This window comes from Parahaliea mediterranea (genome assembly GCF_003402235.1).
GTDB classification, from domain to species: Bacteria; Pseudomonadota; Gammaproteobacteria; order Pseudomonadales; family Halieaceae; genus Parahaliea; species Parahaliea mediterranea.
In genome coordinates, this window is sequence record NZ_QEWO01000003.1 from 621986 (window position 1) to 642906 (window position 20921).

Here is a 20921-nt window from a genome sequence, read left to right on the forward strand (position 1 = left end):
CCTCAAGCCGCCCGCGACAGGGCGTCCTCCAGCTCTTCGTGCAGCTGCAGGTACTGCTGGGTCAGCTTGTGGCTGGGGGCCAGGTCGATCAGGGGGCGGTGCTCCCGGTGGGACTCGCGCATTTTCACCGAGCTGGTCAGGTAGGTGGACAGTACCGGGTAGCCCTCGTCTTCCAGCTCGGCCACCAGCTCCCCGGGGAGCCGCGCCTGGCTGTTGAACTGGTTGATGACAATACCCTCCACCTCCAGCTCGGGGTTGTGGTCTTCCTGCAGCTCGGCAATGTTCTCCATCAGGGCGTACAGGCTCTGGCGGGCGAAGCTGTCGCAGTCGAAGGGCACCAGCACGGCATCGGCGGCAATCAGGGCCGACTTGGAATAGAAGTTGAAGTTGGGCGGGGTATCGATATAGATGCGGTCATACTCGCTGTCGAGTTTGTCCAGGGCGTCGCGCAGTTTGTAGATTTTGTAGCGCGATTCCAGCTCTTTCTCCATCTGGGTGAGCACCGGGCTGGAGGGCATCAGGTAGAGGTTTTCCCAGGGGGTTTCCCACACGAAGGAATCGGGGTTGTTGCGCATTTTGCGCGGCCCCACGGTCTGCTTGAACAGCCCCGCCACGCCCTGGGCCTCCGCCGGAAAGGCCTCGGCGTCGATTTCGCCCACCAGGTAGTGGGTGGTGTTGCCCTGCACGTCCAGGTCCAGCACCAGGGTGCGGTAACCCTGCTGGGCGGAAATGGCGGCGAGGTTACAGGTGATGCTGGTCTTGCCCACACCCCCTTTCTGGTTGAATACAACGCGTCTCATAAAGCGAAAAACCACTCGGACTCAGCAAAAAAAGAAGGCCCGAGTGTAATCAATGGCTGTTGGCAATGTAAGCGCGGCGCGGAATTTGCCTCAGGCGTCCCACACCTGCTGGTACAGCTCGACAATGTCCTGCGCCTGCGGCAGGCGCGGGTTGTTGCCGGGAGAGCCGGAGGCCAGGGCCTGCTCCGCCATGGTCGGCAGCAGGGCCTGCCAGCGCGCGGCGTCGATGCCCCAGGCCGCCGGCCCGGGTACTTCAAGGTCGGCGTTCAACTGCTGCAGGCCCGCCACCAGTTTATCGAGGGCCAGGTCGTCGCCATCAGCACCGCTGGCCATGCCCATCACCCGGGCCGCCTCGGCGTAGCGCGCCGGGTTGCCGGGCAGCGACCAGGCGGTCACCGCCGGCAGCAGCATGGCGTTGGACAGGCCGTGGGGCACATGGAAGTGGGCGCCGATGGGGCGGCTCATGCCGTGAATCAGGGTCACCGAGGCATTGGCAAAGGCCATGCCGCCCCAGGTGGCCGCCAGCATCATGGCCTCCCGGGCCGGGCGGTTGTCCGGCTCGGCGCAGGCGGTGCGGATGTGCTCACTGATGGTGCGCAGGGCCGACAGGGCAACGCCGTCGGTAAAGGGGTTGGCCTTGCGGCTGACGTAGGCCTCCAATGCGTGGCAGAGGCTGTCCAGCCCGGTATCGGCGGTGAGGCGCCGCGGCATGGACAGGGTCAGTTCATAGTCCACCAGGGCCGCCACGGGTACCAGGCCAAGGCCCATGCAGAGCATCTTTTCGTCGGTGTCAGTGTCGGTAATCACCGCCGCCCGGGTCACCTCGGAACCGGTGCCGGCGGTGGTGGGCACGGCAATCACCGGCGCGGCGCTGTGCACCGCCGCCGGCACCTTGTAGTCGCGCATATGGCCACCGTGGCGGGCCAGCACCGCCACCGCCTTGGCGGTATCCAGGGAACTGCCGCCGCCAAGGGCGACCAGGCAGTCGTAGTCACCCGCCTGCCAGGCGGCCAGGCCCGCCGCCACGCTGCCGGTGGTGGGGTCGGGCACGCACTCGCCAAACAGGCCCCAGGCCACGCCGGCCTCGGTCAGCGGCGCCATCAGGCGCTCGCCAAAGCCCTGGGCCATCATGAAGGGGTCGGTCACCAGCAGCGGCCGCTGGTAGCCCAGCTCGGCCAGCACCGCCGCCAGCTCGCCGCTGGCGCCGGCGCCAATGCGCAGAACGCGTGGCAGGGTGATGTTGGCACTCATGGAAGCCTCCCGGGCAGGTGTGGTGTCAGTCCTTGACCGCGATCAGGTGCACCTCAAACACCAGCGCGGTATTCGGCGGAATAGTGCCGCCGGCGCCCTGCTCTCCATAGGCCAGGGCCGGCGGGCAGGCGATACGCCACTTGTCGCCCACGCTCATCAGCTGCAGGGCCTCGGTCCAGCCGGGGATGACCTGGTTGACCCCGAACTCGGCGGGCTCGCCGCGCTCCACGGAGCTGTCAAACACGGTGCCATCGACAAAGGTGCCGTGGTAGTGCACAACCACCTCGTCGCCCGGGCCGGGCGATGCGCCGCCGGGGCCGGCTTCGAGCACTTCGTACTGCAGCCCGCTGGCGGTGGTGGCCACCTCGTCACGGGCGGCGTTGGCCTCAAGGAACTGGCGGGCCAGCTCGCTGCGCTTGCTGGCCAGTTCGGCGGCAGCCGCTTTTTGCTTGTCCTGCACCGCCTGGTAACTGGGGTTGAGCTCGGCGTCCGACAGCAGGGCCTGCTGGGCGTTAAACCAGTGCTGCATGCCGGCCATCACTGCCTGCAGGTCCATCCCCTCGAACTGGTTGCGGCGCAGCTGGTCGCCAAACTGCAGGCCAAAGCCGTAACTCACTTTCTGCTCGTCGGTGGTCAGTTCCACCTCGGGTTGTAGTGCCATGAAAATATTCCACTATGCTGGGGGAAGGAGAGGAAGGCGGCACCATACCACAATCGTGATCCGCCACGGGGTAGCCAAAGGAGACGACCATGACCGGAGATATCGACGACGTCATCGACTTCTGGTTCGGCGAATTGACCGACGCCGGCATGCCGAAGGAAGACCGTCACGGGCTCTGGTTCCGCAAGGATGCGGACACCGACGACTACATCCGCGCCCGCTACGGCGCGCTGGTAGAGCAGGCCCTGGCGGGGCAGCTGAATGCCTGGGCCGAGCACGACCGGGGCCTGGTGGCCCTGCTGCTGTTGCTGGATCAGTTCCCGCGCAACCTGTACCGCAACGACGCCCGCGCCTACAGCGGCGACCCCCAGGCCCTGGCGCTGGCCCAGGCCTTTATTGCCGCCGGCCACCACCAGCGCCTGCCGGCCATTTACCAGGTGTTTGTGTTCCTGCCGCTGGAGCACGCCGAAAACCTGGACGCCCAGGAGGAGTGCGTGGCGCTGTTTGAAGAGCTGGAAGCCGTCACCGGCCATCCCGACTTTGCCGGCTTTCGCCGCTACGCACAGGCCCACCGGGACGTGATTGCCCGCTTTGGCCGCTTTCCCCACCGCAACGCCGTTCTGGGGCGGGCCACTACCGACGACGAGGCGGCCCACCTGAAGGAGCACGGCGGTTTCTGACGCGCCGCTTCAGCAACGCCTCTTCGCGGCAAAAGCCTTAACGGGTATCCACCGGCACCAGTGAATAGTGTTTGCCGGTCATCTCGGCGTGCCACACGGAAAAGCGCCCGGCGTCCAGGTCGCGGTAGGCCTGCTCCACGGCGTTGTTCACCTCGGGGTAGGCCACCTCCTGCCAGGGGCATTCGTCGCGGGAGAAGAAGGCGCAGTCCAGCGACTCCACGCCCGGCAGGGTGAAGTCGCTGTCGACCGTGGCGCGAAAGCCCACGTAGATCTGGTTGATGAAGGTCAGGGTGCCGGTCATGTACAGCTGCAGGCGCTGGGGCGGTATCACCACGCCGGTTTCCTCGCGCAGCTCCCGCGCGGCGCCCTCGGCCAGGGTTTCCCCCCCTTCCAGATAGCCGCCGGGAATGGCCCACAGGCCGGCCTTGGGCGCCAGGGCGCGGCGAATCCACAACAGGCGCTTGCCGCTGGCCACAAAACAGGTGACCACCACCATCGGCGATTCGCAGCGCGGCTCGCCGCAGGCCGGGCAAAACTGGTGGTTGCGCGGCTGCCCCGCCACCGTGCGGGGCACCAGCGCCCCGCCACATTCGGGGCAATACCGCATGCGCATGGCACCCTCCCCTTTGGCCCGCTGCGTGACTTTGACGGCAAGGTAGCACTTTGCGCCGCGCCGCGCATTGTGGGATATGCTGTGCCCCCCGAATACCGAACGCGTGACTGCCATGGCAAACCCAACCCCCTGCGTGCAACTGCTGCTGACCGGCAACGAAATCATGAGCGGCGACACGGTGGACTCCAACTCCGCCCTGATTGCCCGCCGCCTAGGGGAAGTTGGCATTCCGGTGCGGCGCAAGGTGACCGTGGGCGATGACCGCGCCCTGCTGGTGCGGGAGCTGGCGGCCATGGCAGAAGAGGCCGACCTGGTGATCGTCAACGGCGGGCTCGGCCCCACGGTGGATGACCTCACGGCGGAAATACTGGCCGCGGTGGCCGGCGTTGCACTGGAAGAACACCCCGGCGCCATCGCCCATCTCGAACAGTGGTGCGCCAGGCGCAACCTGCCCTTGAACGCCGCCAACCGCAAGCAGGCCATGCTGCCCGCCGGCTGCGAACTGGTGCCCAACCCGGTGGGCAGCGCGGTGGGTTTTGCACTGACCGTGGGGCGCTGCCGCATCATTTGCACCCCGGGGGTGCCCAGCGAGCTGACCCGCATGCTGGATACCATCGTCGCCGAGCTGGCCGGGGCCAGCGGCGGCGCCAGTGAGCACAACGTACTGCGCCTGCAGACCTTTGGCCTGGGCGAATCCTCGGCCCAGCAGATGATTGCCGATGCCTGCCCCAACTGGCCGGCAGAGGTGGAGCTGGGCTTTCGCGCCGGCGCCCCGCAAATGGAAATCAAGCTCAGTGTGGCCAGCGGCGCCGCCCTACCCGCCCGCGACCGCTGCCACGCCCAACTGCAGGCGCTGTTTGGCGATCACATCATTGGCGAGGGGGACACCCAGCTGGCCGGGGCGGTGCTGGATTTACTGCGCGCGCGGGGCAAGACCCTGGCCACCGCCGAATCCTGCACCGGCGGCTTGATCGCCAGCATGCTGACCCGCATTGCCGGCTCGTCGGACGCCTTCCACGCCGGTTTCGTCACTTATGACAACGCCATCAAAACGGCGGTGTTGGGGGTGCGCGAAGATACCCTGCGCGAGCACGGGGCGGTGAGCGAAGCGGTGGTGCGGCAAATGGCCGAGGGGGCGCTGGCGCGGGCCGGTGCCGACTACGCCATTGCCGTCAGCGGCATCGCCGGCCCCGGCGGCGGCAGCCCCGACAAGCCGGTGGGCACCGTGTGGCTGGCCTGGGGCGAGCAAGGCAATATCGAGGCCCTGCAACTGTACTGGCCGGTGGAGCGCACCCTGTTCCAGACTATGCTGGCCGCCGCCGGCCTGGACATGATCCGCCGACGCCTGCTGGGCCTTAACAGCCAGCCCCGCTACTTCGCCCAGCGCCGGGTGGGCTGAAGTGAATAGGGGTTAGTGCCGACGCAGCCGGCCTGCCACCCTAGTCACTGTCCTAGTCGCCGCCCTAGTCGCCGCCCTAGTCGCTGCCAAAGTCGCTATCGATCGCCGGCACCGCGCTGTCCGCCTGGGCCACCCGGTGCCACACCAGGGAGTGAAAGCGGGTCACCTCGCCCACCTGGTCCTTGCCGCTCAGCACCAGGGTCTGGCCGTCCAGTTCCGCGTGGCGCAGCTGCTCGCTGCCGGGGAAGTTGGGGTTCAGGCTCTGGCTGACGTAGTGAATCACATCGCCGTCCTGCACCCGGTAGCGCCCGGCATAGTGGAAGTAGCTGGCGTAGGCCTCGGCCTTGGCCGCATCCGGCAGGGTGCGCGGGCTTTCGCCCTCGGGCAGCCGGGCGCGGTCCGGCCGGCAGACCGAGGCACTCATCCAGCCATCCGCCGTGTACAGCAGCAGACCCTGGGGGTCTTCGCCGAAGGGGTTACTCAGTTTGTCGCTATTGGAATAGCCGATGGTCCAGGACTCCAGCTGCCAGGTACCGGCCAGATCGCTTGCTTGAATCATCGTTTGCTCCTTTGTCGTTGCCCGCGTTGTTTGAACGCCGGGGCTTGGGTTTGGTTCAGGGCTTTCTGTCAGCTCAAGGCTTTCTGTCAGCTCAGGGCTGTTTACTGGATCAAGGCTGTAACTGCTCAATCCCCCAGCCACTGTCGTCCTGGCGGGTGTAGCGGAAGCGGTCGTGCAGGCGGTGGGCACCGCCCTGCCAGAATTCGATGCGCTCGGGCACCACGCGGTAGCCGCCCCAGAAGTCGGGCATGGGGATTTCGCCGCGACCGAACCGATCGCGCATTTTCTGCACCTGGGCTTCCAGCAGGGCGCGCTTGGAAATGGGCCGGCTCTGGGCCGAGGCCCAGGCCGCCAGCTGGCTCTCCCGGGGGCGAGAGAGAAAGTAGCGCGCCGATTCCGCCACGCTCATTTTCTCGGCGCGGCCGCCCACAATCACCTGCCGGTCCAGCACGTTCCAGGGAAACAACAGCGACACCTGCGGGTTGCCGGCGATATCCCGGGCCTTGTTGCTGGTGAAGTTGGTGTAGAACACAAAGCCCGCGGTGGATACGCCCTTCATCAACACAATACGCTGCCAGGGTCGGCCCGCGTCGTCGATGGTGGACAGCACCATGGCGGTGGGATCCTGCAGCTCGCTGCCCACGGTCTGTTCCAGCCACTGTTCAAACTGGCGGATGGGGCAGTCGTTGAGCATCTCGCGGCTTAAGCCACCGGCCAGGTACTCGCGCCTGAAGTCCTCGTAACGCATGGGGCCTCCTGTTAGGCTTGCGGGGCAGACATGGTAGGGGCGCGACAATGGAAGGTAAAGCGGCACCGGACGCCGGCATGCCGGTCATCGACAGTGGCTCCGAGGCCCACCTCGATACGCTGGTGGCAACCCTCAGCGACGCCTTCGAGCACGATCCCATCCTCAACTGGATCTTCCCCGACAGCAGCATTTACCCGGATCTGTTCCGCCTCATCCTGCACGGTAGTGGCCTGCCAAGGGGATTGGTACAACTGGAATGCGAAGGCCGCGGCGCGGCCCTGTGGCTGCCGCCCAACGTGCCCTTTGAGTTGCCCCCGGGGGTCGCCCTGCTCAAGCTGGTGGCGCGCTGCCTGTGGCGCATGGGCCCCGGCCCGCTGCGGCGCCTGCAGCAGCAGGCGGGCCTGTTTGCCCGCCACAAGCCGGCCGAGCCCCACTTTCACCTGCAGTTCATCGGCGCCCGGCAGCGCGACCAGGGCCAGGGCGTGGGCGCCGCCCTGCTCAAAGCCGGCCTGCGGGTGTGCGATGGCCAGCACATGCCCGCTTATCTGGAGTGTTCCAACCCGCGCAACCTGCCCCTGTACCAGCGCCACGGCTTTGACACCCGCGCCGAGGCGGCACTGCCCAACGGCGGCCCGCAGGTCTGGTTTATGTGGCGCGAGGCGCGCTGAACGCAGCCTCAAGATAGCGGTGGCCTCAGGGAAGCGGTGGAAAGTTCGCCAGCACCGTGCGCGCCGCCTCGCGGCGCTCCTCGTCGGTCAGCGCACTGCCGCCAGGCGTGAGCCGGGTGTCCACGGTAGCGCGCCACAGCGGACGGCCCTCGCGCCGCTCAAGCACATCCACCACCAGGGTGCCCGGCTGCCAGGCCGGCATGCCCACATCCGCCACCGCGGTGCCGCAGCGCCAGCAGCTGTACAGGCTCATGCTGTCGTAGGCGGCATTGGCCGCGGGGTCGCTGCCGGCCAGGTGCCAGCGCAGCAGGGCATCGGCGTTGTCGGCCTGCTCCACCACGGTAATGCCCTTTTCCACCACCGCTGCCGCCAGGGCCTGGTTGATGGCGGCCACCCGCTCGGGGGCCAGGCCTGCCGCCTGTCCGTCACCCGGCGGCTGCAGGGCCAGGCGGTGTAGCAGGCTGAAATCGTAACTGGCGCTGTAGTCAACGCGCGGCGCCGGCACTTCGGTGGCACAGCCAGCCGCCAGCAGGGCAAGGCCCAGCCACAGGCCGCGCAGGGGGGGTGTTGTCACGTTGGGGTTCCTTGTGTTGTCGGTTGGCTTGCGGTGGATACGCTCAGTCGGCGGTGCTGGGCCACACCGGCGCCCGCTGCATCACCGCGGGAATTTGCGGGAAGGGATAAAAATCTCGCCACTGGTCGCCAAAATCCTCGGCCAGCCCGCGCCCGAACACGGCGCGGTACTTCGCATCCATGGCGTCCTGCAGGGCGTGCTCGCAACCCGGCTCCAGCAGGGCGATGGCCTCCATCAGGCCCTCCAGCCGCAGGCGCTGCCCGGGGGGCGCATCCTGCCCGGCCAGCAATGCCGCAAACAGGGCCTGCCAGCGTCGCTCAACCTCTGCCCGCAGTGGTTCCATGGCACGCACTCCCGCCGCTAAAAGGGGAAAAAGTATGCGCTGGGCGGCAAAACAGTTAAAGTTTTGCCTGATTTTTTCCGGGGAGAACACCGTGATCCGCGCACTTCGCACCACCCTGCTGGTGTTTATCAGCTTTACTGCCCTGCTGCAGCCCGCCGTGCAGGCCCGCCAGGCCGCCGATGCGCAACTACCTATCATCGACTACCGCAGCCGCTTCCTGCCGGTGGTGGCCGAGCACGGCATGGTGGCGGGGCCGGAGGTGCTGGCCAGCGAAATCGGCAAGCAGATTCTGCAGCAGGGTGGCAACGCGGTGGATGCGGCGGTGGCCACCGGCTTTGCGCTGGCGGTGAGCTACCCCCGGGCCGGCAACCTCGGCGGCGGCGGTTTTATGCTGATTCACCTGGCCGATGAAAAACGCCAGACCCTGATCGACTACCGCGAAACCGCCCCGGCAGCCGCCGGCCGCGACCTCTACCTGGACGATAAAGGCCAGGTGGACCGCATGCGCATGTACTTCAGCCACCAGTCCGCCGGCGTGCCGGGCACGGTGGCGGGCCTGCTCTATGCCCTGGAGCACTACGGCAGCATGAGCCAGGAACAGGTGCTGGCCCCGGCCATCGCCCTGGCGGAACAGGGCCTGACCGTGTCCTTCGCCCTCAATTTTGAAATCAACGCCCGCGCCGAGCGCCTGCGGCAAAACCCGGAGGCCAACCGCCTGTTCTTCAAGGCCGACGGCAGCGCCTACGCCATTGGCGACACCTGGCGCCAGCCAGATTTGGCCTGGACCCTGAAGCAGATCGCCAGGCACGGCAACAAGGGTTTTTACGACGGCGAGGTGGCCGAGCGCATCGTGGCGGAAATGGAACGCGGCGACGGCCTGATCACCCGCCAGGACCTGGCGGCCTACCGCGCGGTGGAGCGCGAGCCGGTGCGCGGCACCTTCCACGACTTTGAGGTGGTGTCCACCCCGCCGCCCTCCTCTGGCGGCATTCACATCATCCAGATGCTGAACATCCTCGAAGGCCTGCCGCTGGCCGAGGCCGGCCACAACAGCGCCGCCTACCTGCACTACCTGACGGAAAGCATGAAGCTCGCCTACGCCGACCGCAGCCAGTACCTGGGGGATACCGATTTTGTCGACGTGCCGCAGGCGCAGCTCACCAGCAAGGACTACGCCGCGCGCCAGCGCGCCAGCATCAACCCCCAGCGAGCCACCCCCGCCAGCGCGATCCGCCCGGGAGCGGCCATGCAGCCCGAGAGCAAGGACACCACCCACTACACCGTGGCGGATGCCAGCGGTAATGTGGTCAGCAATACCTACACCCTCAACTTCAGCTTTGGCTCCCACATTGCGGTGCCGGGCACCGGCATGCTGCTGAACAACGAAATGGCGGACTTCGCCGCCGCCCCTGGCAGCGCCAACGCCTACGGACTGGTGGAGGGCGAGTCCAACCGCATCGAGGGCGGCAAGCGCCCACTGTCTTCCATGAGCCCGACCCTGGTGCTGCGCGACGGCAAGCCCTGGCTGGCCACCGGCAGCCCCGGCGGCAGTGTGATCATCACCACCGTGCTGCAAACCCTGCTGAACGCCATGGTGTTTGACATGAACATCGCCGCCGCCGCGGCCGGCGCCCGCATCCACCACCAGTGGCTGCCCGACGTACTGCGGGTGGAACAGGGTGTCAGCCCGGACACGATTGAACTACTCAAGGGCATGGGTCACACGGTGGAAACCAGCGACCGCACCCTGGGGCGCACCCAGTCCATCATGCTGGAGAACGGCCATTTGTACGGCGCCACCGACAGCCGCCGCCCGGGCGGCCACGTGGCGGGCTACTAGCGTCGGTCCGGGCTGTTATTTGGGCAGGCGCACCTTGGCCGTCTGCCGCGACAGGGCCACGAGCCGGTCGCTGCTGTCCCAGTATTCACCGTCTTCCTCAATCACCCCTTCGGTGAGGTAGCGCGAGCGCAACCGGGCCTTGATCGGCCCTGGCGCCGGGCGCGCCCGCAGCTGCACGGTCAGCTCCACCGTGGGCACCCAACCCATCAGCCCCACCAAATCCAGGGCCGGCGGCGGAAAGGCATCGGCAAACATCAGCAGGCCAATGGGGTCAGGGTCGGCGCCGTCGGCATGGGCCACCCAGCCGCCAAAAACGCCACCGCCGCCGGGCTGTTGGTTGAGAAACACATCGCCCCCCTCAGCCAGGCGCAAATCAATCCGCTGGCGAAACTCCAGCTTCGGGCCGCCGCGCACCGGGCAGTCAGCAAAGGCGGGGTAATCCGGCGCCGGTGTCTGTTGCCAGTTGGGGCCGCTGAGGCGCGTCAGGTCGGTGTAGGCTGCCGTCACCACCACCTTCAGTTCGCCCTGCTGGTAGAGCCGCGCGCTGGCGTGGGTGGTGCTGCCGCCCTGGCGCAGCACTTCAACAGTGCAGTCGATGGGCCCAAGGGTAGTGGGGGCGAGATAAAAGGCGTTGACGGCCAGCGGGTCGCCATGCGCCGAGCCTTCCGACAGCGCCTCGGACAGGGCGCGCCCGGCCAGCGCCAGCACATAACCGCCATTGGGTACCGCGCCAATGCGCCAGCCCTCGAACAACGCTCCGCGCCAGCGTCCTTCGCTGACTTTTTCCACCGCAGTCTCGCGCGCAAACTGTCCCACTGCCTGTCCTCTACTGTTGTTGAAATGGCGCACAGTCTAACAGGCACCGTGCCCGCCGCCTCGCTGGCGATTTTTGTGTGGGTCTGGCTACAGTGTATATACTGGTAAACAGGCTCGAGACGGAACTGCGCCGGTGACCAATAAGCCAATGCCTCTCCCCGGCCTGCCCGGGGCGCAACTGCGCCGCCTTTTACTGGCAGCGGGGCTGCTTTGTATGGCGAGCCCGGCAAGCCTTGCCGGCGACACACCCGAAGAAGTAGCCGAGCAATTACAGTCCAGCGCCGACCACAACGCGATGGACCCCAACCAACCCGCCGGCAACGCCGCCGTGACACCCCCCGCTGCGCTGCCTGGCGATTCAACCGAGCCTGCCGATCTCACCGAGCCCGGCAGTTCGCTGGACGAGCTGACCCGCGAACAGGACCGGCTCGATATACAGTCCTACCGGAATGTTATCGCCGACATTGAACGCAACGAGGGCGCCTACAGCCCCAATGTGTCGGAGCACCTGATGAGCCTGGGCAGTGCCCTGCAGCAGAGTGGGGAGCACGCCGAGGCCATTGCCATCTTCAAGCGCGGGGTGCATCTATCGCGCATCAACGACGGGCTCTACGGGGCCGAGCAGATCCCCCTGCTGCAATCGGAAATCCGCAGCCACCTGGCCCTTGGTGATTTTGCCGCCGCCGACGAACGCCAGGTGTACCTGTACCGGGTGCAACTGCGCAGCCTGTCCAGCGGCCCGCGCCGCGCCAATGCGCTGATGCAGCAGGCCGGCTGGCAACAGCAGGCCTATGAGCTGCGGCTGGGTGAGCACGGCTTCAACCGCCTGATGAACATGTGGGATCTCTACCGCCTGGCCCTGAACGACATCATCAAGCGCGAGGGCGAGCACTCGGCCTCGTTGCTGTCGCCGCTCTATGGCATGCTGCGGGCCCAGTACCTGATCTCCGACTACCAGGGCGAGGGCAGCTCCGGCTTCAGCTCAGAATACGACTTTGCCGAGCGCCAGGGGCAGAGCCGCTTTAACGCCTACCGCGCCCAGAGTTACAAAAAGGGCCTGTCGGTCATTCGCGCCATTCAGGATATCGAAACCACCGTGCAGCCCGGCAATGCGGCGGTGGCCGCCAACGCCTACCTGCGCCTGGCGGACTGGATGATGTGGCACGGCCAGGACGAGGAAGCGCTGGCGAATTATCGCCAGGCCTTTGCGGAACTTGCCGCCAGCAGCGATGCCCAATTACTCCAGCAGCAGCTGTTTGGCGCCCCGGTGGCCCTGCCCGCGCTGGAGGGGGTTGAGGGTTTGCCACCCACCGTGGCACAGGAGCAGGGCAACGCCTTGCTCAGCTTCAGCGTGACCGAGAACGGGCGCCTGATAGACCTCGAGCGGCTGGACGACTACGAGGACAACGACGCCAAGGTCAACCGCCTGATGCGGCAGCTGCGCAAGACCCAGTTCCGGCCGCGCTTTGAAGCCGGGGAGCCGGTGGCAACAGAACATATCGTGTGGGCCTATGACAGCAATAACTGGTAAGCCACCCGGGCACTGGCGCCGGGGGGTGCTCGCAGCAGCCGTGACAGCGGCCTGCCTGCTGCTGGCTGGCTGTCCCAGCTCCAGCAACCCGACCATGCCCCAGCCGCCCTCCATGCCGAGCCCGAGCAGTTCTTCCAGCTCGAGTTCGTCGAGTTCATCCAGTTCTTCGTCAGGCGCTCCTTCCAGCGCTGGCGCCAGCGGTTCGCAAAGTGCCGGCGCCAGCTCGCCAGGCGGGGCGTCGTCACCCGCCGGGGGCGCCAGCTCGCCGGCCGGCAGCCGGGGCAGCGCGGCCTCCCGCGGTGCTCAGTCTGGCGCCAGTGGCAGCAGCGGCCAGATGCCGGGAGCCGGCATGCCGGGCAACAGCGGCAATGGCGATGCCACCGCCAGCACGGGCCAGCCGGGCGGTGCCAGCACGGGTGGCGAACCCGGCTTCGACACCGGTGGCGACGGCGGCGGCCAGGCCCTGCCCGACCTACGCGACGAGCCCACCCAGCAAGGCGGCCTGCCGGGTTTTGAGGATGTGATGGCGGATGCCGGCCAGCCACCGGGCGGCCAGCAGGGCAGCCAGAGCGGTAGCCAGCAGGGCGGGCAAAGTGGCAGCGGCAATAGCAGCGGCAGCAAAAGTGGCAGTGGCAGCAGCGGCGCCGCCGGCGCCTATCCGGGCCTGCCCGGGGGCATGGGCGGCAGCGGCCCTCTCACCCCCGCCGAGCAGGTGGCCATTCTCGACGCCCGCCTGGAACAGGGCACTGGCGAATTCGATGCCATGATTCTCGAAGAGCAGACCGCCCAGCGCCAGGCTGAGCGCGACAACCCCGCACCCGCCCCGGCCCAGCCAGAACAGGCTGGCGGTGGCAGCGGCGGGAACAGCCCCTACGGCGGCGACATGGCCGATGCCGGTGGCTACAGCACTGGCGGCGGCATGGGCGGCGCCTCCCGCGGCGGTGGCCAGGTTCCCCAGAACACCGCCAAGTACCCACCCCCGGCGGACATCCCCAGCGGCGATGACGACGACGTGGTGGCCCGCCAGCTGCGCGAGGCAGCCATGCGCGAGCCCGACCCGAAAGTGCGCGAAGCGCTGTGGGACGAGTACCGCAAGTACAAAGGCATCTCCCCGTGACCCCGCTGCTGCGCGGCCTTGGCCTGGTGGTGCTGGCGGCAGCCCTGGCCGGCTGCGTCAGCCAGACCGTAAAAAGCACCTCCGTGCCGCCGCTCAAAACCCCGGTCCAGCCCCTGCCGGAGAGCCTGCTGCTGGACGTGGGCATTGCCATCTTCGACCCGGGCCTGGACAACTACGAAGAGGACGAACAGGTCTACCCCGAGGTGCGCAAGGCCGAGGCCCGCTACATGCCACGCCTGCTGTCCGAAGCCATGCAGAACAGCGGCGCCTGGGGCGCCGTGCGGGTGGTGCCCAGCGCCGCCCAGATCACCGACCTGCGCGTAGAGGGCAAGATCCTCAAATCCGACGGCGAGGAATTGCAGCTGCACATCACCGCCCGCGACTCCCGCAACCGGCGCTGGCTGGACAAGGTCTACAGCGGCAATGCCAGCCGCTATGCCTACGACAGCACCACCCGGGTGCAGTACGACCCCTTCCAGGCCATCTACCACAGCATTGCCAACGACCTGCTGCAGCATCAGCAAAAACTGAAAATGGCCGAGCTGGAGCACATCCGGCTGGTCACCGAACTGCGCTTTGCCCGCACCTTTTCCCCGGACGCCTTCGACAGCTATCTGGAAGAAACCGACAAGGGCTACTACAAAGTGCTGCGCCTGCCGGCCCGCGACGACCCGATGCTGGAGCGCATCCACAGCATTCGCGAGCGCGACAACATGTTCGTGGATACCATGCAGGCCTACTACGGCAGTTTTTCCGGCCAGATGCAGGCGCCCTATCAGGAATGGCGCAAACTGAGCTACGAAGAAGCGATCGCCATGCAGGAGCTGAAAGCCGAGAGTACCCGCCGGCTGATTGCCGGCGCGGTGGCGGTGGCGGCGGGCATCGCCGCCGCCGGGGGCGGCGACGGCTCCACCCGGGCCGCCGGCAATGTGGCCATTATCGGCGGCGGCTACCTGCTCAAAAGCGGGCTGGAAAAACGCAACGAGGCGCAGATTCACGTCGAGGCGCTGGAAGAACTGGGCATGTCGCTGGAGGCGGAAATCACGCCGCAGGTGATAGAACTGGAAGATCGCACTATCATGCTCAGCGGCAATGTGGAGGATCAGTACGCCCAGTGGCGCGAAATCCTGGCGGATATCTACCGCGCGGAAATCGGTGCCCTGGAGGCCCTCCCCAACGCCGCCAACTCGCAGGCTGCGCGTAGCGACACGCCCTGACCTGCCGGCAGTAACCTACAGGCGCGACACCCAGCAGGCATGTCTTCAGACCAGGACCAACTCACCCCGACCCCCTTCGAGCCGGCCGCCCGGCAATCAAGCCCCCCACCCAGCCGGCCCGCCGTCGAAGCGGGTCGCCCGCGCTGGGTGGTGCCCGCCCTGCTGGTGCTGGTGCTGGCTGCACTGGGTGTGGTCTTCTTTCTGCCCCCGCCGCAAACAGCGCCGGACGCACCCGCCAGCGCCGGCGGCGAAAGCCGCGCAGAAAACCCCGGGCAGCCATCAACCACCCGGCCCCGGGAGGCGCCGGCCGCCGACGATAGCAGCCCCTGGGCCGATGCCCAGCAGGCGCAGCTGCGCAAACAGGCCCAAGATATTCTGGCCGCACTGCTGGAGCAGCAGCGCGCGCTGCAGGAACAGGGTGTGCAGCAGTGGGCAGCGCAGGACTTTGCCGCCGCCACGGCCCTGGCAAGCGAGGGTGACGCGCTGTACCGCGAGCGCAACTACAGCGCCGCCAGCGAGCGTTACCAGGGCGCACTGGACGCCCTGCAGGCCATTGCCGACAGCCTGCCCCGGCGGCTGGAAGAACAGCTCGCCCTGGCGCGTAAGGCCATAGAGGCCGGCGACACCCAGGCCCTGGCCACCCACCTGGCGCGGGCCGAATTGCTGGCCCCCGAAAGCCCCGAACTGGCCGCGCTCAAGGCGCGCGCCGAAACCCTGCCCCAGGTTATGGCGGCGCTGGATGCCGCGGCAGAAGCCGAGGCCAGTGACGACCTGGCCAGCGCCACCGAGCAGCTGCAGGGGGCCGTCAAACTGGACCCCGAGCACCAGCGCGCTGGCGCGGAACTGGCCCGGGTGCAAACCCGTTACACCGAGCAACGCTTCAACCGCGCCATGAGCGAGGGTTATGCCGCCCTTGACGCCGGGCGCTTCGGCGCCGCCCGCGAGGCCTTCAAACAGGCCCGCAGCCTGCGCCCGGATGCCGGCGAGGTGGACAGCGCACTGGCCGAACTGCGCAGCAGCGAAACCGCCGGGCGCCTGGCCGGACTGAAAAGCCAGGGCCAGAACCAGGAGCAGGCCGAGGACTGGCAGGCCGCCGTAGAGAGCTACCAGCAGGCGCTGGAAATAGACGCCAGCGTGGTGTTCGCCCAGCAGGGCCTGGCCCGTGCCAAACCCCGGGCCGAGCTGCAAACAGCGCTTGAGGACATTATCGCCAAGCCCGAGCGCCTGGCGGACCCCACCGTCGCCGAGGCCACCGCCAAACAACTGGCCAAGGCCCGCGACCTGCCGTCAAAGGGGCCGCTGCTCAGCCAGCAGATCGCCACCATCGAACAACGGCTGGCCAGCGCCAATGCGCCGGTATCGGTCACCCTGCGCTCGGACCAGCAGACCACCGTCACCGTTTACCGGGTGGCCCGGCTGGGCCAGTTTGCCGAGCGCGAATTGGCGCTGCGCCCCGGCACCTACACCGCCGTCGGCACGCGCAACGGCTACCGCGACGTGCGCCGCACCTTCACCATCAGCGCAGACACCCAGCCCGACCCGGTGCTCATTGCCTGCACGGAACCCATCTGAATGTCTGACACCAGCGGCGCCCGGGACGGCGCCATTACCCCGGCAGCCTTTGAACCGTTGAGCCCCGGTGCCCCCGGCCCACAGCGCCGGCACCACCCCCTGCGCTGGCTGCTGCTGGGCCTGGGGCTGCTGTTCGCCCTGCTGATGGCCTTTTTGCTGAGCGCCCGCTCGGTGCTGATCAGCGTGGACGCAAAGGGCGCGGCGGGCACGGATGCCAGCTCCGATGCCAGCTCCGATGCCAGCTCCCATGCCAGCCTCGACGCCCGCATCGACATCGACGGCCTGCACCTGCCCTTTGGCGAGCGGGTGCTGATTCGCCCCGGCAGCTACCCCCTGAGCGCCAGCGCCACGGGTTATGCACCACTGCAAACCCGCCTGGAGGTCACTGACGATGACAGCCAGCAGGTGCTACTGACCCTGACACCCCTGCCGGGCCGCCTGGACATCAGCGCCGAGCCGGCCGGCGCCCGCGTGCTGCTGGATGGCGAGGCCCTGGGCAATGCGCCACTGAACAACCTGGAAGTGGCCGCCGGCCCCCACACCCTGCGCCTGGAGGCCCCGCGCTACCAGAGCTGGGAGCGCGAGATTGACGTCACCGGCCGCGAGCAGCGCCAGCAGGTGCAGGCCCAGCTGCTGCCGGCCTGGGCCGAGATCAGCCTTGCCAGCAACCCCGCCGGCGCCACCGTGCTGGTGGACGGCGAGGCGGTGGCCACCACCCCGGCAGTGGTTGAGGTACTGCAGGGCGAGCAGCGCCTTGGCCTCAGCCTGGCGGGCTTTGCCACCTGGCAGCAGACGCTGGAGGTTGTCGCCGGCCAGCCCCAGGACCTTGGCAACATCACCCTCACCCCCGCCGCCGGCGTGCTGCAACTGAGCAGCAGCCCGAGCGGCGCCAATGTCACCCTGGAGGGCGAATACCAGGGGCAGACCCCGCTGACGCTGGAGCTGGCGCCCGGGGTTGCCCAGCGCATCCAGCTGTCCCGGCCCGGCTATCGCCGCCACAGCGAAAGCCTGACCCTGGCCGCCGGCGAGCAGGACGAGCGCCATGTGCGCCTCAGCGCCCAGCTGGGCGAACTGCGCCTGGCGGTGAGCCCGCCGGAGGCCACGGTCAAGGTGAACGGCAAGGTGGTGGGCCAGGGCAGCCAGACCCTCAGCCTGCCGGCCTTCGAGCACCGCATTGAAGTGAGCCTGCCGGGCTACGCCACGGTGGTCCGGCGGGTCACCCCCCGCAGCGGTATCGAACAGCAGCTGGAATTTGCCCTGCAAACCCAGGAGGCCGCCAAGCTGGCCAAGCTCACACCACAAATCACCACCGCCCTGGGCCAGACCCTGAAGCTGTTCATCCCCGGCGATTCGCCCCTCAAGGAATTCACCCTGGGCGCCTCCCGGCGGGAGTCCGGCCGACGCGCCAACGAGGTGCTGCGCCCGGTGGCCCTGCAGCGCATGTTCTACCTGCAGACCACCGAGGTCACCAATGCCCAGTTCCGCCAGTTCCAGGCCAACCATAATTCCGGCCAGGTGGAAGGCAACAGCCTGAACCGCGAGCACCAGCCCGTGGCCGCCGTCAGCTGGCAGCAGGCAGCCCAGTTCTGCAACTGGCTGAGCCGCAAGGAGGGCCTGGAACCCTTCTACCGGCAGGAGCAGGGCATCGTCACCGGCTTTAACCCCAACGCACTGGGTTACCGCCTGCCGAGCGAGACGGAGTGGGCCTGGGCGGCCCGCGCCGAGGGCGAGAGCCTGCTCAAGTTTCCCTGGGGCGAGACCTTCCCCCCCACCGAGCCGGTGGAGAACTACGCCGACAACACCTCGGCCTATGTGACCGGCCGTATTCTCAACGGCTACACCGATGGCTACGTGGTCAGCGCGCCGGTGGCGTCCTTCAAACCCAACAGCAAGGGCCTGTACGATATGGGCGGCAATGTGGCGGAGTGGGTGCACGATGTGTACACCATCCCGCCGGCCAACGCCGGGCGCGAAACCGACCCCCTCGGCGCCCAGAGCGGCGATAACTTTGTGATTCGCGGGGCCAGCTGGTCACTCAGCAAACTGGCCGAACTGCGTTTGTCCTACCGCGATTATGGGCAAGCCGCACGCGATGACGTAGGATTTCGCATTGCGCGTTACGCGGAGTAAGGGCATGACATTCCCCCAGGCACTGCTGTGTTTGCTGTTACTGGTAAGCGGCCCGGGCCTGGCCCAGGCGCCGGCCGGCGACAGCGAGCCCAACCCGTCCGCGCCAGCCGCCGGCGCACCGGCGCCTGCCGATGCGACCGACAAGCCCGACGCTCCCGATAAGCCCGACAGCCCGCCCCCGCGGGACAATTCCCCCTTCGACTACCAGGCATCGGAGCAGATTTCCGAGGATCTCTCGGTCTCCTTCCCGGTCGACATTTAGTGTCGTGAAGGTAGACGCTATCAATAGGACAGTGCATGAAAACCCGAATGTCATCCGAGTTTATCTTCCAGATCTTCGCCCTGCTCATTGCGATCATCGTGGTGCACGCCGTCTACGTGGGCGCCATTCGCCCCACCGCCGATGCGCAGATCCGCGAGGAGATGGCCCTGCAGGCAGCGGGCGAGGACTTTGTGCCCGAGCGTAGCTTTGCGGTGGTGATCCGCGACTTTGAGCAGGAGGCCTGTTTCATCCTGCTGATCTGGGCCCTGGCCATCATGGCCTACAAGGGCCGCCGCACCCTGCAGGAACAGCAGATCATGGACCGTGCCCTGCTGGAGGTGCCCGAGGGCACCAGCGTGCTGCCCGAAGACGCCCGCGAGTACAGCCGGGCGCTGGAGGCCCTGCCAGACAGGGAGCAGGACTTCCTGCTGCCGCGCACCCTGCTGGCCGCCCTGCAGCGCTTTGCCACCACCGGCAGCATCCAGGCCGTGTCCGACACCATCAAGGAGCAGTGCGAGGTGGAGTCGGATCGCCTCGACTCGGAGCTGTCCATGGTGCGCTATATCGCCTGGGCCATTCCCTCCATCGGGTTTATCGGCACCGTGCGCGGTATCGGCGACGCCCTCGGCCAGGCCTACAAGGCGGTGGAGGGCGACATCTCCGGCGTCACCGTGAGCCTGGGCGTGGCCTTCAACAGCACCTTTGTGGCCCTGGTGTTGTCCATCGTCATCATGTTCTGCCTGCACCAGTTGCAGCTGTCACAGGAGCGCCTGGTGCTGGACGCCCAGCGCTACGCAGACAAGCGCCTGCTGCGCCACCTGGTAGCCCACTGATGAGCGTTGCCATCCTCGACCTGAACGACGCCAACCTGCAGTTGTGGCACGGCGAGCGTCACCTGCAGAGCCCTGGCTACGCCCTGCTTGAAGGCAGTGAATACCGCTTTGGCAATGCCGCCCGGGCCGCCGCCCGGCTGCGCCCGCGGGATGTCTCCACCCGCTACTGGAGCCAGCTGAACACCCAGCCCCTGCAACCGGCCCTGGGCCCGGCCCGGCACAGCGCCGACCTGGTACACGCCCACCTGCTGGCCCTGCACAAAGAAGCCGGCGAACCCGAAGACGTGCTGCTGGCAGTGCCCGGCAACCTGGAGCGGGAACAGCTGTCGCTGCTGCTCGGGATTATCCAGCAGTGCCCTTTCGAGGCGGTGGGGCTGGTGAACCGCAGTGTGGCCCTGACCCAACCCGAGACCACCACCGGGCGCCTGTTTCACCTGGAGTTCCAGCTGCACCAGGCCCTGCTGAGCGAACTTGAAGACAGCCACGGCAGCCGCCGGGTCCTGCGCAGTCAGCCGCTACCCGGCTGCGGCCTGCTGCCGCTGCAGGAGCGCCTGGTGGAGATCATCGCCACCCACTTTATCCGCCAGACCCGCTTCGATCCCCGGCGCAAAGCCGGCACCGAGCAGGACCTCTACGACGCCCTGCCCTCGGCCCTGCAGGCGCTGCATGAGCGCGGCGAAGCCAGCCTGTCCATCGCCGGCTACAACACCCGGGTGCAGGCGGCGGCGCTGGAAGAAGCCGGCCAGCGCCTGTTTGGCCGGGTTACCGAATTAACCGGCGGCGATGCCGTTACCCTGCTGGCCGACCCGCTGGCAACGCTGCTGCCCGGCGCCGCCCGGCACCTGCCGGGCCTGCAGGTGCTGGCGCGCAACCGCCTGCCCGGCGTGTGCCGTGAGCTGGAGGACCACATTGTGCAGCGCCAGGGGCCCCTGTCGCTGGTCAGCGCCCTGCCCTGCAGTGCGCCACAAGTGCCGGCGGAGCCCGCCCCGGCGGCGGCAAGTGCTGCACCTGTCGCCGCAGTCACCCCAGAGCCCGCACCCGCGCCAACCAGCCGCAGCCCGGCGCCCGCCCCGGCCAGCGGCCCCAGCCACCTGCTGCAGGGCTTTCGCGCGCGCCCCCTTGACCCCGAGGGCACCCCGCTGGACAACGGCGGCGAGCTCTATGTTGCCCGCGGCGAATGGCAGCTGCGTGGCGCCGGCGCCACCGTCAACGGCCTGCCCTACACCCCCGGCCAGGCCCTGAAGTGCGGCGACACCCTGGCCGTGGCCGGCACCCTCGCCGGGGTGTTGATCGAGGTCGTTTGAGCC

General features: G+C 67.8%; 21 protein-coding genes. 12 read left to right on the forward strand and 9 right to left on the reverse strand.

Annotation, left to right across the window (positions count from 1 at the left end):
• Nucleotides 1-2 precede the first annotated feature (2 nt).
• The 3 genes from DDZ17_RS12190 to DDZ17_RS12200 all read right to left on the reverse strand — a co-directional run bounded on the left by DDZ17_RS12190 (nt 3) and on the right by DDZ17_RS12200 (nt 2712).
• The gene (locus DDZ17_RS12190; RefSeq protein WP_116367279.1) at nt 3-800 is read right to left on the reverse strand and encodes a ParA family protein; all 798 of its coding nucleotides are present in this window, start codon (nt 798-800) and stop codon (nt 3-5) included.
• A 90-nt stretch (nt 801-890) separates the two neighbouring features.
• Nucleotides 891-2051: an iron-containing alcohol dehydrogenase gene (locus DDZ17_RS12195; protein WP_116367199.1), complete on the reverse strand. Its 1161-nt coding sequence runs from the start codon at nt 2049-2051 to the stop codon at nt 891-893.
• A 25-nt stretch (nt 2052-2076) separates the two neighbouring features.
• A complete protein-coding gene (locus tag DDZ17_RS12200; protein ID WP_116367200.1) occupies nt 2077-2712 on the reverse strand; it encodes a BamJ family beta-barrel-assembly machinery protein in 636 nt (211 codons plus the stop codon).
• Between the two features lie 89 nt (nt 2713-2801).
• On the opposite strand from DDZ17_RS12200, the gene DDZ17_RS12205 reads away from it, so the two are divergent.
• On the forward strand, nt 2802-3392 hold the full coding sequence (locus DDZ17_RS12205; protein WP_116367201.1) for a DUF924 family protein: 591 nt from the start codon (nt 2802-2804) through the stop codon (nt 3390-3392).
• 37 nt (nt 3393-3429) lie between these two features.
• Here the strand turns inward: DDZ17_RS12205 and DDZ17_RS22430 are convergent, their stop codons facing one another.
• Nucleotides 3430-4005 carry an NUDIX domain-containing protein gene (locus tag DDZ17_RS22430; RefSeq protein ID WP_277749315.1) on the reverse strand — a complete coding sequence of 192 codons (576 nt, stop codon included), beginning with the start codon at nt 4003-4005 and terminating at the stop codon, nt 3430-3432.
• A 112-nt stretch (nt 4006-4117) separates the two neighbouring features.
• On the opposite strand from DDZ17_RS22430, the gene DDZ17_RS12215 reads away from it, so the two are divergent.
• Entirely contained in the window at nt 4118-5404 is a 1287-nt protein-coding gene (locus tag DDZ17_RS12215; protein ID WP_116367281.1) for a CinA family nicotinamide mononucleotide deamidase-related protein, read from the forward strand.
• Nucleotides 5405-5480: 76 nt separating this feature from the next.
• Here DDZ17_RS12215 and DDZ17_RS12220 read toward each other — a convergent pair whose 3' ends face one another.
• Complete coding sequence (locus DDZ17_RS12220) at nt 5481-5963, reverse strand: lipocalin-like domain-containing protein (RefSeq protein ID WP_116367202.1); 483 nt, start codon at nt 5961-5963, stop codon at nt 5481-5483.
• Between the two features lie 109 nt (nt 5964-6072).
• Nucleotides 6073-6711 carry a pyridoxamine 5'-phosphate oxidase gene (gene pdxH, locus DDZ17_RS12225; RefSeq protein ID WP_116367203.1) on the reverse strand — a complete coding sequence of 213 codons (639 nt, stop codon included), beginning with the start codon at nt 6709-6711 and terminating at the stop codon, nt 6073-6075.
• 47 nt (nt 6712-6758) lie between these two features.
• Between pdxH and DDZ17_RS12230 the strand changes: the two genes are divergently transcribed.
• Complete coding sequence (locus DDZ17_RS12230; protein WP_157976607.1) at nt 6759-7379, forward strand: GNAT family N-acetyltransferase; 621 nt, start codon at nt 6759-6761, stop codon at nt 7377-7379.
• A 25-nt stretch (nt 7380-7404) separates the two neighbouring features.
• On the opposite strand, the gene DDZ17_RS12235 is transcribed toward DDZ17_RS12230, so the two are convergent.
• Nucleotides 7405-7953, reverse strand: a complete 549-nt coding sequence (locus DDZ17_RS12235; RefSeq protein WP_157976608.1) for a DUF4136 domain-containing protein — start codon at nt 7951-7953, stop codon at nt 7405-7407.
• Between the two features lie 43 nt (nt 7954-7996).
• On the reverse strand, nt 7997-8296 hold the full coding sequence (locus DDZ17_RS12240) for a hypothetical protein (protein WP_116367206.1): 300 nt from the start codon (nt 8294-8296) through the stop codon (nt 7997-7999).
• 91 nt (nt 8297-8387) lie between these two features.
• Here DDZ17_RS12240 and ggt point away from each other — a divergent pair, with 91 nt between their 5' ends.
• Nucleotides 8388-10136, forward strand: coding sequence for a gamma-glutamyltransferase (gene ggt, locus DDZ17_RS12245; RefSeq protein WP_241505867.1), 1749 nt, complete (start codon nt 8388-8390; stop codon nt 10134-10136).
• 15 nt (nt 10137-10151) lie between these two features.
• On the opposite strand, the gene DDZ17_RS12250 is transcribed toward ggt, so the two are convergent.
• Nucleotides 10152-10952, reverse strand: a complete 801-nt coding sequence (locus tag DDZ17_RS12250; protein ID WP_116367208.1) for a thioesterase family protein — start codon at nt 10950-10952, stop codon at nt 10152-10154.
• 214 nt (nt 10953-11166) lie between these two features.
• On the opposite strand from DDZ17_RS12250, the gene DDZ17_RS12255 reads away from it, so the two are divergent.
• From DDZ17_RS12255 to DDZ17_RS12290, 8 genes are all read left to right on the forward strand, one after another.
• Nucleotides 11167-12483: an energy transducer TonB gene (locus tag DDZ17_RS12255; protein ID WP_116367209.1), complete on the forward strand. Its 1317-nt coding sequence runs from the start codon at nt 11167-11169 to the stop codon at nt 12481-12483.
• A gap of 349 nt (nt 12484-12832) precedes the next feature.
• Complete coding sequence (locus DDZ17_RS12260) at nt 12833-13600, forward strand: hypothetical protein (protein ID WP_157976609.1); 768 nt, start codon at nt 12833-12835, stop codon at nt 13598-13600.
• Nucleotides 13597-14817, forward strand: coding sequence for a hypothetical protein (locus DDZ17_RS12265; RefSeq protein ID WP_116367211.1), 1221 nt, complete (start codon nt 13597-13599; stop codon nt 14815-14817). Before DDZ17_RS12260 ends, DDZ17_RS12265 begins: the two co-directional genes overlap by 4 nt.
• Before the next feature lie 39 nt (nt 14818-14856).
• A complete protein-coding gene (locus DDZ17_RS12270; RefSeq protein WP_116367212.1) occupies nt 14857-16389 on the forward strand; it encodes a tetratricopeptide repeat protein in 1533 nt (510 codons plus the stop codon).
• The gene (locus tag DDZ17_RS12275) at nt 16390-18519 is read left to right on the forward strand and encodes a PEGA domain-containing protein (protein ID WP_116367213.1); all 2130 of its coding nucleotides are present in this window, start codon (nt 16390-16392) and stop codon (nt 18517-18519) included. It begins immediately after the preceding gene.
• Between the two features lie 4 nt (nt 18520-18523).
• Nucleotides 18524-18781 (forward strand): hypothetical protein, encoded by a 258-nt coding sequence (locus DDZ17_RS12280; RefSeq protein WP_116367214.1) that lies wholly within the window; start codon nt 18524-18526, stop codon nt 18779-18781.
• A gap of 35 nt (nt 18782-18816) precedes the next feature.
• Nucleotides 18817-19614, forward strand: coding sequence for a MotA/TolQ/ExbB proton channel family protein (locus DDZ17_RS12285; protein ID WP_116367215.1), 798 nt, complete (start codon nt 18817-18819; stop codon nt 19612-19614).
• On the forward strand, nt 19614-20918 hold the full coding sequence (locus tag DDZ17_RS12290) for a hypothetical protein (RefSeq protein WP_116367216.1): 1305 nt from the start codon (nt 19614-19616) through the stop codon (nt 20916-20918). The genes DDZ17_RS12285 and DDZ17_RS12290 overlap by 1 nt, the downstream gene beginning before the upstream one ends.
• Nucleotides 20919-20921 lie beyond the last annotated feature (3 nt).